Origin of the sequence: Angustibacter sp. McL0619, assembly GCF_049994355.1 — a bacterium.
GTDB lineage: Bacteria > Actinomycetota > Actinomycetes > Actinomycetales > Angustibacteraceae > Angustibacter.
In genome coordinates, this window is the sequence record NZ_CP188257.1 from 4621123 (window position 1) to 4634549 (window position 13427).

Sequence of the window (13427 nt, forward strand, 5' to 3'; positions counted from 1 at the left end):
TCCGTGACCGACACCCGCGAGCTGTTCGACCTCACCGGCGAGACGGCCCTCGTCACCGGCTCGAGCCGCGGGATCGGCGCCGTGCTGGCCCGCGGCCTGGCCGAGGCCGGCGCGAGCGTGCTACTCACGGCCCGGGACGACGCCCGCCTGCAGGCTGCGGCCGACGAACTGAGGGACGTCGCGCGCACCCCCGTGCACGCGGTGGCCTTCGACGTGACCGACGAGGCGGACGTCGCGCGCGGGCTCCGCGAGCTGCGTGAGCTGGCCGGCGATCCGACGATCCTGGTCAACAACGCGGGAGTGCAGCACCGGCAGCCGATCACCGAGCTGGCGCCTGCGGACTGGCAGCGCGTGCTGGACACCAACCTGACCAGCGCCTACCTGGTGGCCCGCGAGGTCGCGCCGGCGATGGTCCGGGCCAGCCGGGGCAAGATCCTCAACGTCTGCTCGGTGCAGACCACGTTGGCCCGGCCAGGACTGTCCGCCTACGCGGCGAGCAAGGCCGGGCTGGCCATGCTCACCCAGGTGATGTGCGCGGAGTGGGCGGCGTCCGGCGTCCAGGCCAACGCGCTGGCGCCCGGTTACGTCGAGACCGAGCTGACGGCTCCCCTGGTCGGCGACCCGGAGTTCGACGCGTGGATCCGCGGGCGGACGCCGGCCGGGCGGTGGGGCCAGCCGGGTGACCTCGTCGGGGCCGCCGTCTTCCTGGTCAGCCGCGCGTCCGACTTCGTCAACGGCCAGGTGCTGACGGTCGACGGCGGCCTCACCGCGGTGGTCTGAGACGCGAGCGACCCCTCGCGCACCCGACAGAGCCTGCCTGCCCTTGCTGCCTTCCGGCCCTGGGGGAGTTGAGCGGGGTGACGCCGCACGAGGGGTCGCCGACAACTGTACAAGGTGGTTGGCGTGGTCCGAGCCACCCCTTCGGCTCCGGTATCCTCTCCGACGGAGGATTCGCATAGTGGCCTAGTGCGCACGATTGGAAATCGTGTTGGGTTAATCACCCTCAGGGGTTCAAATCCCCTATCCTCCGCCATCCGAAGGGCCCGTGCCGCGAGCACGGGCCCTTCGCGCGTTCCGGCGGCGCGCCGGGTGGCCTTTCACACGATCGACAAGCTCCATAGACAACCTGGCCCCTAGGATCAGAGCGTGATATTCAAGGCCGTCGGCGACTCGCGACCGTACCCGGACCACGGGCTGACCACGCCCAAGGACTGGTCGGACGTCCCGCCGCGGCAGGTGCGGCTGGACGAGCTGGTCACGACCAAGCGCACCCTCGACCTGGACGCCCTGCTGTCCGAGGACTCGACCTTCTACGGCGACCTGTTCGCGCACGTCGTGGACTACGAGGGTGTGCTGTACCTCGAGGACGGCCTGCACCGCGCCCTGCGCGCGGCCCTCCAGCAGCGCCCTGTTCTACACGCCCGCGTCCTGGTGATAGACGGCTAGCCGGGGGCCGGATGGGGTACATCGAGGAAGCCCCTTCGTGGCGGTTGCGCAAGCGGCACCGTCAGCAGATCACCCTGGGTCTCATCCTGCTGCTGCTGGTGGCGGCCGGCGGGGTCGGGTACGCCGTGTACTCCGGCGCGATCGGCGGTCCGGAGACAGTGGACGTGGCCAAGCTGCCCCCTTGCCCGGTCACCAAGCCGCCGTTGAAGCCCGAGCAGGTGGTGGTCAACGTCTACAACGCCACCCAGCGCAACGGCCTGGCGGCCAAGACGGCGACGTCGCTGAGCCTTCGACACTTCGCGATCCGCACCTACTCCAACGACCCCGCAGTGGAGACGATCAAGGGCACCGCGGTGATCCGGTTCGGCCCGAAAGGCGCCGAGGGCGCCCGCCTGGTCGCGACGCACGTGGCCGGCGTGAAGCTGATCAACGACAAGCGCAAGAGCGCGATGGTGGACCTCGTGCTCGGTGCGAAGTACGCCGGGCTCAAGCCCCTCAGCGCGACCACGGTCGCCCCGAACCCGACACCGACCTGCCGCACGGTGGCGCCCACCGTCACACCGAGTGGGACGGCCACCCCCACGAGCACCGCCAAAGCGACCCGAACCGCCAAGGCGAAGGCGACCGCCAGGTAGCTCTGCCTGCCCGCATGGTCGGCTCGACGAAGTCCGGCAGGATGGTCCGATGAACTCCGACCCCCGAGCCATCTGGGACGCCGAAGCGGCGACCTTCGACGACGAACCCGACCATGGGCTGCGCGACGCGGACACCCGCGCCGCCTGGGACGGGCTGCTGGTCGAGCTGCTTGGCGTGCCGGACGGGCCGTCCAGAGCGGCCGACCTGGGCTGCGGCACCGGGTCGCTCGCCCTGCTGCTGGCCGGCCATGGACACCACGTCCAGGGAGTCGACGTGTCGCCGGCGATGCTGGAGCGAGCCGTGGCCAAGAGCCTCGCGGCGGGACTGCCTACACCGGGTGGGTCAGTGAGCGTCCCGGCCCGGCCGACAGGACCGGATGCACTTTCGCGCCCGCCAGGGCACTTGAACCCCATCCGATCATGTCCGGAGAACCGCCGCCGCGTTGCTCCCGTGCAGTTCGACGTCGGTGACGTGAGCGCCCCCGCACTGCCGACGGACGCCTTCGACGTCGTGCTCGCCCGCCATGTCGTGTGGGCGCTGCCGGACGCACGGGCCAGCCTCGGCCGGTGGACCGACCTGCTGGTGCCCGGCGGTCGCATGCTGCTGGTCGAGGGCTTCTGGTCCACCCAGGCCGGCCTGCACCAGGCGGAGCTCATCGACCTGCTCGACCCGCGGCTGAGCATCCTGGAGACCCGATGCCTGGACGACCCGCACCTGTGGGGCAAGCCGGTCGACGACGAGCGGTATGCGGTGCTCGCCGAACGACGGTGAACGCCCCCGGTGGTGGCACGTCGACGCTGCTACCGCACCTGCGCCGGGCCCGCGACCACATCGACCGGCACTTCGCCGAACCCCTGGACGTCGACCGACTGGCTCGGGTGGCCGGCATCTCGCCGTCCCACTTCGTGCGGCGGTTCTCGGCGGCGTTCGGCGAGACGCCGATCCGGTACCTGACCCGGCGACGGATCGAGCGCGCGCAGGACCTGCTGCGGCACGCCAACCTCACGGTCACCGAGGTGTGCACCGCCGTCGGGTTCGCCAGCCTCGGCTCGTTCTCGGCCAGGTTCCGCGAGCTGGTCGGGCAGACGCCGACCGCCTACCGCGACCAGTGGGCCGCCCACGGCGGTCCGCACGTGCCCGGGTGCTATCTGTTCATGCGCGGTGTGCTGGACCTCGCCGGAACCGCGCAACCTGGGAGAAGCGCCGACGCCGGTGGGGCGTCTAGCGTGCAGGAATGATCACCAACGTCTCCCTCGCCACCGTGTACTGCCTGGACCAGGACGCCGCCCGCGACTTCTACGTCGACGTCCTGGGGTTCGTCGCCAACACCGACGTCAGCATGGGCGGCTTCCGCTGGGTCACCATCAACCACCCCAACCAGCCGGAGCTCGAGCTCACCCTGATGACGCCCGGCCCGCCGCTGGACGACGAGGCCGCTGCGTTCGTGCGCGGCCAGCTGGAGAAGGGCTCGCAGGGCGGCGTCGGCTTGCGTGTGGACGACTGCCAGAAGACGTTCGAGGAGCTCAGCGCCAAGGGGGTCACGTTCCTGCAGGAGCCGTCGGAGCGGCCGTACGGCGTCGAGGCCGTGATGCGCGACGTGTCCGGCAACTGGCTCGTACTGGTCGAGCCGCGCGAGTTCACGCCGGAGGACTTCGACTGATCCGCCGTACGCTCGGGGGATGGCCCGCTACTTCGACGTCCACCCGCGTAACCCGCAGCCGCGGGCCATCTCCCAGGTCACCGAGCTGCTGCGCCAGGACGCGCTGATCGCCTACCCGACCGACTCCTCGTACGCCCTGGGCTGCCGGATCGACTCGCCGGACGGCGCCGAGCGGATCCGGCGGATCCGGAACCTGGACGACAAGCACCACTTCACGCTGGTGTGCGCCGACTTCTCGCAGTTCGGCCACCTGGTGCAGTTGAGCAACGCGGCGTTCCGCGCGATCAAGGCGGCCACCCCCGGGCCGTACACGTTCATCCTGCCGGCGACCAACGAGGTGCCGCGACGGCTGGCGCACTCGAAGAAGAAGACGGTGGGCGCGCGCATCCCGGACAACGTCGTGGTGCGCGCGCTGCTCGCCGAGCTGGGCGAGCCGTTGCTGTCCAGCACGCTGCTGATGCCGGACGCCGAGGAGCCGATGACCGACGGCTGGCAGATCAAGGAGGCGCTGGACCACGTCGTCGACGCGGTGGTGGACGCCGGCGACTGCGGGATGGAGCCGACCACCGTCGTCGACTGGTCGGCCGGTTACCCCGAGGTGGTTCGGGTCGGCGCTGGGGATCCCTCCCGGTTCGAGTGACCGACGTCGTCCCGGGACGCACGAAGGCCCCCACCGCGTGGTGGGGGCCTTCGTTCGAGTGACTCGATCAGGCGACGGTGACGTTCTCCGCCTGCGGGCCCTTGGGGCCCTGGGTGATGTCGAACTCGACGCGCTGGTTCTCGTCCAGCGAGCGGTAACCGTCGCTCTGGATGGCCGAGTAGTGCACGAAGACGTCGGCGCCGCCGCCGTCCTGAGCAATGAAGCCGAAGCCCTTCTCAGCGTTGAACCACTTCACGGAACCCTGTGCCATGTCGTCTCCTTTAGGGGACGTCCTGCGGCCGGCACTGTGCCGACCTGGTGCTGGTCATGCATCCAGACGTTGGAGGCAGACCCGCTACATGGGGGTGCCTGTGAACATCGGTGATGAGGGCAGATACGCCGCCCACACCATCGATCAACGAAAGAGATCGAAACTGCAGCCCAACCAGCCTCCCACGACACGGGGCCGAAAGGGAAACGGACGGTTGTCCGATGTTCGGAATTTTTGGTGTCGGCGGCCGGTGGGCCACTCACTGGCCGTGCAGCAGCCGGACGACCGGGGCGAGCCGCTCGGCGTTGTCTGAGCCCGCACAGATGTAGGAGACCCCGGTGGCCTCGCGGCGACGCACCAGCGTCTGGGCCATCTTGTCCGCAGAACCGGTCAGCAGGCCCGCCGCGTTCGCCGACCGCAGGGCCTCGATCGTCAGCCCCATCCGCTGCGCCAGCCACGGCGGCAGCTCGTCCCCGACGCAGGTCAGGTTCATGTTGAGCACGACCTGGTCGGCGCGGTCGCCCGCGGCCCCCCGCACCACGTCGGCCATCCGCGCGTACTCGTCCTGGTCGGCCAGCGGCGAAGCCCCCAACGCCACGACATCCGCAGCGCGTCCGGCCAACGCGAGCATCCGCGGTCCGGACGCCGCCACGGTGACCCGGGCGGACGGCACCCGGTCCCGGACGGCGGCGATGGTGCGGTCGAGGACGTCGATCCGCTCGCCCGGGCTGCCGAACGGAAGGCCCAGCCGGGCCGCCTCGGCCGCCGAGTCGGGACGTCCGGCGCCGAGTCCCACCTCGACCCGTCCCCCGGCGAGCAGATCGAGTGCGGCGGCCTCGGCGGCGACCAGGCCCGGCGTCCTCAGCGGAGTCGCGAGCACGTAGGGTCCGACCGTCAGCCGCGTCGTCACGGACGCGGCGGCGGTGCAGGCCAGCATCGGCGCGACCCCGTCCAGGTTGTCGGGGACCAGCAGCGAGTCGAAGCCGAGGCCCTCGACCCGTCGGGCGAGGTCGAGCCACTGATCGCGGCTGCGCGCGACGCCGACGAGACCGAAGCGGAACGGTGTGCTCATGGTGTCCTCCGGGGGCAGGTGCTGCTCACGCCCCACCCTCGCACCGGCCGGCGATCGGGTCGTCCCCCAGCGGGAGGCATCTGCCGTGGTCCACGGGGCGTAGCGCTGGAGGCCCTGGACCCTCACTGCGGCGGGTCGGATCGCGAACGACCAGCCCACCCCAACCGCCAGCCGGGCATCCGCAGCAGGAGCGCCAGCAGCAGCACGACGAACGTGAGGATCGCCGCGCTCGTCACGGACGCCGCAGCAGCAGTGCCGGTCGTCGAGGTCAGGCCCACCAGATCAACGTCGCCTTGCGCTGCGACCTGGCCACCGCAGGTGGCGGTGACGACGTACCGACCGACCGGCAGATCCGGCGTCTGGACGACGGCCTTGAACGTCCCGTCCGGCGCAGCCTTGGTCTCGCCGACCTTCTGTCCACCCACCTCGAGCGTCACCTGGGACCCGGCCGGGCAGCTGGTACCGGCCAGCGTGGTCGTCCCGCCGGGCGGGGTCGCGACCGCGGCGATCCGGCCGGCCGGGCTGGACGTCGGCGACGGTGTTGCCGGGCCGGGGGGGATGAGGACGCCGGGCGAGGGGGTCACCGGCGTCGGCGTCTCACCGGAGCCTGCGCCCTCGACCCAACGATGCGGCATGCTCGCGGTGACCGTCTGCCCCGAGACGATCGCCGTCGCGGTCACCGTCTCGTCCCCGGGAGTGGGGCGGCTGTAGCTGAAGTCGGCTGCTCCCGTCGAGCCGGTCCCCGACGTCCCGGTCCGGTTCGGGCTGCCCGCCTGGCTCGCCGAGAACGACACCGCCGCACCGTTCACCGGCGCGCCGTCCAGCTCGACCACGGCCGTCGCGGTGAACGCGTCGTCGACCGTGGTGGAGACGCCGGGTGGGCCTAGGGTCAGGGTCAGGTGGCTGGTGCGTGGACGCGCCACCCAGACCCGGGTCGCCGACGCGGTCAGGGTCTGGCCGAGGTAGACGGCCCTGGCCGTGATCCGGTCCGACCCCGGCAGCAGTCTGGACCACTGGAGGGTGGCCTCGCCGGACGCGGTGGTCCTCGTCTCGTTCAGGGTCCCGTTGGGCGCACCGGCCACTCGGAAGGTGACCGGGACGCCGTTGACCTTGACGCCGTTCCTGGTCACCGAGGCCATCTCAGCGGCACTGTCGCCCACGGTGCTGGTGGCCTGCCCCGGGGTCAGAGTCAGGGCCAGCGGAGGGAGTCGCCAGTTGTGGGTGATGGTGCCCGACTCGACCGCGCCCTGCCCGCCAGCTGGAGCGATGCTGGCGGTGATCGTGTCGGTGCCCGGCTGCGACCTGGAGTAGGTGAACGTGGCCACGCCGTTCTCGGCGAACGTCTGCGGAGGGCTGTCCAGCGTCAGCGGTTGCATGCCGGCCGACCCGGCCACGTGGAAGACGACGGCCGCGTCGTCCACCGCAGGGCCTACCTCGCCGGGGTCGTACGTCGCGGTCACGGTGAACTGCTGCTCGATCTCGGAGCTCAGCGCGTCCGGAGTCAGGACCAGGGCTGCCGGCTGCAGCCACTCGTACTGAAATGGGTTGGCCATCGCCCCGGTGTCCGTGGGCGGGTTGAAGCAGTCCCCGCCTAGGACGTCGACCCGGGCTCCGACCGTGTCCTCACCGGTGGAGGTAGCCGTGTAGCGCCAGGTCGTGCTCTGACCAGCCGGAACGCTTGTCGCCACGGAGGACGCGTTGACCGAGTCGACGCCGCCGACAACACGATGCGCCGAGAACGTGATGTCACCGACGTCCGTGGCCGCCGCCGCCGCCTGCGCTTCGCGCCCAATTCCGACGCAGTTCCAGGTGGCACCCACGTCGAGCGGCGTGTCCAGCGCACCCTGGGTCGGATCCGGTACCGCCAACGTCAGGTCGGCCGAGAAGCCCGGGGTTGCGATGGCGCCGGTCATCGCCGGCAGCCAGATGAAGGCCGTCGCGAACGCGATCAGCCCGACGAACGCCGTGCGCCAACGAATGCGAACGACCTTCGGGGCCCCTGCGCGATCCGCCCCCAGGGGCGGACGCCCCTTCCCCATGTCCACGACGGTACGCCCGATCTGCCCACCCCGATACGGGCATAAGGGGCAGAAAACTCAGGCGCGAGGGACCTGGATGACGCGGGTGTGGCCGGGCTGGTCCGGGTCGTCCACGATCTCCCGACCGTCGAGCCAGGCCGAGATGACGCCGGCGAGCTCGCCGGCGTGGCTGAAGTTGATCGCGTGCGCGGCACCCTCGATGCGGACGATGGTGACGTGGTCCGGGGCCAGCCGGCCGACCTCGCGCACCCGCGTGGGCGACGGCATCAACGGGTCACGGTCGCCGAGGACGGCGAGGGTCGGGACGGATACGGCCAGGAGCCGCTCTTGCGACGGGTAGAGGGTGAGCTCGCCGAACAGTCGCAGGGCGTTCAGGGGCCCGAAGCGGACGTAGTCGGGGACGGCCACCGGCATCATCCGCGGGGTCTCGCGGACGCCGTCGACGGCGAGCTGCCCGAGCGCCCGTCGCAGCGGCCGGTTCTGGTACCCACCGGCCGGCGAGACGAGCACCAGGCCCTGCACCCGTTCCGGTGCCTCGTAGGCGACCTCCAGGCCTATCGGGCAGCCCATCGAGTTGCCGACCAGCACCACTCGCTCGAAACCCAGCCGGTCGACGATCTCCAACACCACGCCCGCCAGGTCCGGGATGGACATCGTCCTCGCGGGGCGCGCGCTGCGGCCGTAGCCCGGCAGATCGGGCACGACGTTGGTGCCGTGCCCGGCGAGCAGCCGTGCCGTCGGCATCAGGTACGAGCCGGAGATGGCGAACCCGTGCACGTGCAGGATCGGCACGCCCGCTGGGTCGCCCCCGACACTGCGGCGGTAGAAGAGGCTGCGACCGCCGATGGTCATGCGGCCTTGCAGCCACGCCGTTCTGGCTCCGTCCACGTTGGTGATCATGGCATTGCGACGTCGGTCCGTCAGCCTCCGAGATCGGCGAAGCCCGCTTCGATCTCGGCGCGGGTGGCGCCGGATGCGACCAGCAGCCGCAGCAACACCCGCGCCTTGAACGGGTGCAGGAAGCCGCCACCGATCAGGCCACGCTCACGCAGGTCGCGTTCCGAGCCGACCGCGCCGTACGTGTCCGCGAGCACCGGGCCCGCGCCGGTCCGCGACGCCAGGACGACGGGAATCGTTGCCGCCAGCTCACCCAGCCGCGGCGCCAGTGCGCTCGGCACGTGCCCGACGCCGAACCCCGCGACCACCAGGCCCTGGCAGGTCCCGGCGACGGCCTCCAGGACAGCCGGGTCGTCGGCGAACGTCGCGGTGTAGAGCGCGATCCGGGTCTCCTGGAGTGCCTTCCGGGTGAACCCGGTCAGCGGTTGGCGGCGGCGCGTACGGCCCAAGAACTGCACTGTCCCCTCGACGACCCGACCGAGCGGCCCGGTGTCCGGCGAGACGAAGGCCCCGGTACTCGTGCTGTGCGCCTTGCGCACGTGTGCGGCGGCATGGATCTCGTCGTCCAGCACGACCAGCGCACCCCTGTCACGAGCGGACGACGAGCGAGCGACCTGAACGGCGCTCAGCACGTTCGCCGTGCCGTCGGCGCCGGGCAGCGTCGGGTTGCGCATCGCGCCCGTCACCACGAACGGGGCGTCGTGCGGCCACACCGAGTCGACCAGGAAGGCCGTCTCCTCCAAGGTGTCCGTGCCCTGGGTCATCACGATGCCTTGGGCACCGGCCCGCACCGCTTCGTCCGCGAGGTCGACCACGTCGAGCAGCTGGCTGAACGACAGGTCCGCGCTCGGCACGGCTCGCAGGTCGCGTACCTGGAGGCCGTCGTCCTGGGCGAGCTCGTTGGCAAGGAGCTCGCGTCCGCTGAGGCGGGCGACGACGCCACCGGAGCTGCCGGCCATCGAGATCGTCCCGCCGAGGGTGTACAGCACGACGCCCGAGAAACTCACCGTCTGACCCTAGCTGGGGCTTGTGATCTATCCCTTGTCCGCCGGCTCCGTCAGTCCTGACTCGAAGGCGAAGATCACGGCCTGCACGCGGTCCCGGAGGCCGAGCTTCGCAAGCACGTGACCGACGTGCGTCTTGACGGTCGCCTCGGTGACCACGAGACGGGCAGCGATCTCGGCGTTCGACAGCCCGGTGGCGATGAGTTGGAGCGTTGTCACCTCGCGAGCTGTCAGCGATGCGACCGCTCGGCTCTGCCGTCGCTGGGTCGGTGAGCTCTTGACGAACTCCGAGACGACAGACCTGGTGACGGCCGGGTCCAGCAAGGCGTCCCCGCGGGCCACGACCCGGACGGCGGCCAGCAGGTCCTCGGGAGGTGCGTCTTTGAGAAGGAATCCGCTGGCTCCGGCCCGCAGCGAATCGAACACGTACTCGTCGTCCGCGAAGGTGGTGAGAACCAGCACGCGCACCCGCGCACCACAGCTCGCCACGATCCGTCGCGTGGCGGTGATGCCGTCCAGACGTGGCATCCGGATGTCCATGAGCACCACGTCGGGGAGATGGTGCTGGGCCTTCCTGACCGACTCCAGGCCGTCGGCTGCCTCGTCGACCACTTCGAGGTCGGGATCTGCCTCAAGAAGCTTCCGAAAGCCCGCGCGGACCAGCGACTGGTCGTCGGCAACGAGCAGTCGGATGGTCATACGTCGCCGCTCACCAGCGGTAGGTTCGCGCGGATCACGAATCCACCGGCGGTCGTTCGTTCGGTCGTCACCTTCCCGCCGTACAGGGCTGCGCGCTCGCGCATGCCTGTCATCCCGTGCCCGCCCGTCTGAGCTTGCGCCGTCGATCGGCCGTCATCGGTGACCTCGACCTGGACCGCGCCAGGGAGGTAGCGGATAGTGACCGTCGCGTGTTGGCCATGGGAGTGACGAATGGCGTTGGTCACCGCCTCCTGCACGATGCGGTAAGCGGCAAGCTCGACCCCGGCTGCGAGCCGCGCCGGCACGCCCTCGACGTGGAGCTCTGTGCTCCAACCGGCCAGCCGAGCCGCGTCGAGAATGGCGTCGACCTCGGCGAGGGTCGGCTGCGGGGGTGGGGGATCCCCGAGCGGATCGCTTCCACGCATCATCGAAACAAGCCGCCGCATCTCCACCAGGGCTTCCCGAGTGGTCGTCTCGATGGTGAGCAGGGTCTGTCTCGTGGACTCGGCCGCGTCGTCAGGCAGGGTCGCTCGCTCGGCACTCGCCTGGACGGCGATGACGCCGAGCGACTGTCCCACGATGTCGTGAAGCTCGCGGGCGATGCGGATTCGTTCGTCGCCGACGGCGGCGGCCGCCAGTTCGAGGCTCTGCAGCTCTCGGCGGCGCAGCAGGCAGCCCACCGTCCACGGCCCGGCGACCATGAGCAGGGCGATGAACGCGTAGTTCAGCAGCCACTCGCCGATCGACGAGCTGGCCTCTCCTCGCACTGTCGTGGCGTCTCCGACCAGCCCCACCGCAAGCAGCGCGACCGCCGGCAGCGTCGAGGCGTACCTGGCTGCGGAGTACATCACGATGATCAGCACGGCGATCGGCCAGACGCCCTCGGTCGCGGTGCGCGCGTCCACAACCTCGATCGCGGCCAGGGCGACGACGGCCGAGGTGATCGGGAGGACCCTTCGCCAGATCAGTGCGATCCCTGCGACCACTGCGCAGATGGCTGCGACGACGCGCACGGACGATGGTGCCGAGCTCCACACCTCGACCTGTGCGAGCACCAGGACCAGCAGTCCGAGTGCGACGTCTCGCATCGCGGGACGCCTTCCCATCCCCATACCGTACTGCGCGAAAACCGCTCTCTAATCCCCCTCAGGTCGCGGTCTCGGCACTGCTCCTCCACCCCTCGGTGGAGCACGAAGACCAGTCTCGAGGGCGATCCGGAGCGGGGTGCGCGGCCCCTAGCGTCGGGGTCGGTTGCCCACCGGGGCGGCCTGAGGCAAGGAGAGCCGGCATGCGCGTATCAACTCGTCTCGTAGGCGTCGGACTGGCCGCCGCCTCAGTACTCGCCACCACTGCCGCGGCCGCGGGCTCCCCCGAGGGGGACGGTCCTGCGCCTGCCGAGACCGTGGTGTTCACGACGCCCTGGGTCGGCGGCGAACAGAGCTATGTCGACGTGGGAACCACTGGCATCGGACCGGGCGACCTCTTCCTCCTCACCGGTCTCCCCATGCACGCGCAGGGCAAGCGCATCGGCACGATGGACGCGGTCGAGACGATCCTGTCCGGAACGCACGACGGAGTCGTCAGCCAGCAGATCACGCTGCGCCTGCACGACGGCCGGATCATGATCGACGGCATCGCTAGGCATGACGACCAGCCGTTCCAGCTCGCCGTCGTCGGAGGCACCGGAAAGTACGACACCGTCCGTGGCCGGTTCGTCGTCCTCCGCGAAGACGAGCACCGAAGTGTGACGGTCCAAGAGCTCGTCCTCTACCGCTGACGCGGGACGGCGACGGCTCGCAAATCGACGAGAGACACCCCGCTGGGGGGTGTCTCTCGGTCGATCGACGGGCTTCGATTCTGGCGAAGCCACTTGGCGGTGGCGGTGGGATTTGAACCCACGGTGGAGTTGCCCCCACACACGCTTTCGAGGCGTGCTCCTTAGGCCGCTCGGACACGCCACCGCCGAGAAGGGTACTAGAAGGCTCAGCCTCGGCCGAAATCCCGCACGCTGCGCTGAACGGGTGGGCCCGGCGGGCGCCGGCCAAAGTTTCCATCTAGGGTGCGGGCGGCCAGGTTTCCGCGGTGTCAGCAGACGAGCGCCTGGTCGACGGAAGGTCCTGGTAACGCGTTGATTCGTCTGCACGAAGGCTTCGTCCTCGGCGAGCGCTACCAGCTGGACAGCCGCATCGCCTCCGGTGGGATGGCGGACGTCTGGGCAGGTCACGACCTGGTGCTGGAGCGCAAGGTCGCCGTCAAGATCATGCGCCCGGATGCCGGACACGAGGAGATGTTCGCGCGCCGCTTCCGGGACGAGGCGCTGAACTCCGCGCGCCTGCTGCACGCCAACATCGCCACCGTGTTCGACTACGGTGAGGATGACGGGCTGGCCTTCCTGATCATGGAGCTCGTCGAGGGCGAGCCACTGTCGGCGGTGGTGCGCGAGCGCGGCCCGCTGTCGCACGTCGAGACGCGCTCGATCATGGGCCAGGCCGCGCTCGCTCTCGGAGTGGCGCACGAGGCCCGGGTCGTGCACCGGGACGTCAAGCCGCCCAACATCCTGATCCGGGGCGACGGCCTGGTGAAGCTCACCGACTTCGGCATCGCCCGGGCCCTGGACGCCTCCAGCCACACTCGGCACGGCGAGATGCTCGGAACGCCCAACTACATCAGCCCCGAACAGGCCATGGGCAAGGCGGCGACCGGTGCCAGCGACCTCTACTCGCTGGGCGTGGTCGCGCACGAGATGCTCAGCGGCCGTCGCCCGTTCGACCGTGGGACGCCCCTGGCCACGGCCCTCAGCCATGTGCAGGAGCCGCCGCCCGAGCTGCCGGACGACGTCCCCGAGGACCTCCGACACGTGATCGACGACTGCCTGGCCAAAGACCCGGAACTGCGCCCGCCGAACGCGCGCGCCGTCGCCTTGCGCCTGGGGCTCGGCGACCACGAGATCATCGGCCTCGCGCTCGGGCTGGCCTGGTCGGTCGGACAGGACGTCGAAGGTGTCGGCGACGACGGGGCCGACGTCCCCACCCAGGCCATCGACCTGCCCTAGCTGTACTGCCG

16 protein-coding genes, 2 tRNA genes and 1 other RNA gene are annotated in these 13427 nt (G+C 70.5%); 10 read left to right on the plus strand and 9 right to left on the minus strand.

All coding sequences use genetic code 11. The features are described from left to right. The first annotated feature begins 3 nt into the window (after positions 1 to 3). Complete coding sequence (locus ACPPVT_RS21700; protein WP_426564004.1) at positions 4 to 780, plus strand: glucose 1-dehydrogenase; 777 nt, start codon at positions 4 to 6, stop codon at positions 778 to 780. Positions 781 to 783: 3 nt separating this feature from the next. Here ACPPVT_RS21700 and ffs read toward each other — a convergent pair. Then, positions 784 to 880: signal recognition particle sRNA small type (gene ffs / locus ACPPVT_RS21705), an RNA gene on the minus strand. 64 nt (positions 881 to 944) lie between these two features. Here ffs and ACPPVT_RS21710 point away from each other — a divergent pair. The 7 genes from ACPPVT_RS21710 to ACPPVT_RS21740 all read left to right on the plus strand — a co-directional run bounded on the left by ACPPVT_RS21710 (position 945) and on the right by ACPPVT_RS21740 (position 4382). Continuing rightward, positions 945 to 1033 (plus strand) — tRNA-Ser (locus ACPPVT_RS21710). 113 nt (positions 1034 to 1146) lie between these two features. Continuing rightward, positions 1147 to 1446 carry a type II toxin-antitoxin system VapB family antitoxin gene (locus tag ACPPVT_RS21715; RefSeq protein ID WP_426564006.1) on the plus strand — a complete coding sequence of 100 codons (300 nt, stop codon included), beginning with the start codon at positions 1147 to 1149 and terminating at the stop codon, positions 1444 to 1446. 11 nt (positions 1447 to 1457) lie between these two features. After that, complete coding sequence (locus ACPPVT_RS21720; protein ID WP_426564008.1) at positions 1458 to 2081, plus strand: LytR C-terminal domain-containing protein; 624 nt, start codon at positions 1458 to 1460, stop codon at positions 2079 to 2081. Positions 2082 to 2130: 49 nt separating this feature from the next. Continuing rightward, positions 2131 to 2853 (plus strand): class I SAM-dependent methyltransferase, encoded by a 723-nt coding sequence (locus tag ACPPVT_RS21725; RefSeq protein ID WP_426564010.1) that lies wholly within the window; start codon positions 2131 to 2133, stop codon positions 2851 to 2853. Beyond that, a complete protein-coding gene (locus ACPPVT_RS21730) occupies positions 2850 to 3320 on the plus strand; it encodes a helix-turn-helix domain-containing protein (protein ID WP_426564012.1) in 471 nt (156 codons plus the stop codon). The genes ACPPVT_RS21725 and ACPPVT_RS21730 overlap by 4 nt, the downstream gene beginning before the upstream one ends. Then, on the plus strand, positions 3317 to 3742 hold the full coding sequence (locus tag ACPPVT_RS21735) for a VOC family protein (RefSeq protein ID WP_426564014.1): 426 nt from the start codon (positions 3317 to 3319) through the stop codon (positions 3740 to 3742). The genes ACPPVT_RS21730 and ACPPVT_RS21735 overlap by 4 nt, the downstream gene beginning before the upstream one ends. Positions 3743 to 3761: 19 nt before the next feature. After that, positions 3762 to 4382 (plus strand): L-threonylcarbamoyladenylate synthase, encoded by a 621-nt coding sequence (locus ACPPVT_RS21740; protein WP_426564016.1) that lies wholly within the window; start codon positions 3762 to 3764, stop codon positions 4380 to 4382. Between the two features lie 67 nt (positions 4383 to 4449). Here the strand turns inward: ACPPVT_RS21740 and ACPPVT_RS21745 are convergent, their stop codons facing one another. From ACPPVT_RS21745 to ACPPVT_RS21775, 7 genes are all read right to left on the minus strand, one after another. After that, positions 4450 to 4653, minus strand: a complete 204-nt coding sequence (locus ACPPVT_RS21745; RefSeq protein ID WP_345715926.1) for a cold-shock protein — start codon at positions 4651 to 4653, stop codon at positions 4450 to 4452. 259 nt (positions 4654 to 4912) lie between these two features. Next, on the minus strand, positions 4913 to 5725 hold the full coding sequence (locus tag ACPPVT_RS21750; RefSeq protein WP_426564019.1) for an LLM class flavin-dependent oxidoreductase: 813 nt from the start codon (positions 5723 to 5725) through the stop codon (positions 4913 to 4915). Positions 5726 to 5847: 122 nt separating this feature from the next. Further along, a complete protein-coding gene (locus ACPPVT_RS21755) occupies positions 5848 to 7764 on the minus strand; it encodes a hypothetical protein (protein ID WP_426564020.1) in 1917 nt (638 codons plus the stop codon). Between the two features lie 57 nt (positions 7765 to 7821). Then, a complete protein-coding gene (locus tag ACPPVT_RS21760) occupies positions 7822 to 8652 on the minus strand; it encodes an alpha/beta fold hydrolase (RefSeq protein ID WP_426564022.1) in 831 nt (276 codons plus the stop codon). 32 nt (positions 8653 to 8684) lie between these two features. Next, positions 8685 to 9620, minus strand: a complete 936-nt coding sequence (locus ACPPVT_RS21765; protein WP_426567232.1) for an asparaginase — start codon at positions 9618 to 9620, stop codon at positions 8685 to 8687. A 75-nt stretch (positions 9621 to 9695) separates the two neighbouring features. Then, positions 9696 to 10364 (minus strand): response regulator, encoded by a 669-nt coding sequence (locus ACPPVT_RS21770; RefSeq protein WP_426564024.1) that lies wholly within the window; start codon positions 10362 to 10364, stop codon positions 9696 to 9698. Then, positions 10361 to 11470, minus strand: coding sequence for a sensor histidine kinase (locus ACPPVT_RS21775; RefSeq protein WP_426564026.1), 1110 nt, complete (start codon positions 11468 to 11470; stop codon positions 10361 to 10363). The genes ACPPVT_RS21770 and ACPPVT_RS21775 overlap by 4 nt, the downstream gene beginning before the upstream one ends. 182 nt (positions 11471 to 11652) lie before the next feature. On the opposite strand from ACPPVT_RS21775, the gene ACPPVT_RS21780 reads away from it, so the two are divergent. Then, the gene (locus tag ACPPVT_RS21780; protein ID WP_426564028.1) at positions 11653 to 12141 is read left to right on the plus strand and encodes a hypothetical protein; all 489 of its coding nucleotides are present in this window, start codon (positions 11653 to 11655) and stop codon (positions 12139 to 12141) included. 94 nt (positions 12142 to 12235) lie between these two features. On the opposite strand, the gene ACPPVT_RS21785 is transcribed toward ACPPVT_RS21780, so the two are convergent. Further along, a tRNA-Ser gene (locus ACPPVT_RS21785) sits at positions 12236 to 12325 on the minus strand. Between the two features lie 167 nt (positions 12326 to 12492). On the opposite strand from ACPPVT_RS21785, the gene ACPPVT_RS21790 reads away from it, so the two are divergent. Next, positions 12493 to 13416: a serine/threonine-protein kinase gene (locus tag ACPPVT_RS21790; protein ID WP_426564030.1), complete on the plus strand. Its 924-nt coding sequence runs from the start codon at positions 12493 to 12495 to the stop codon at positions 13414 to 13416. Positions 13417 to 13427: the final 11 nt, after the last annotated feature.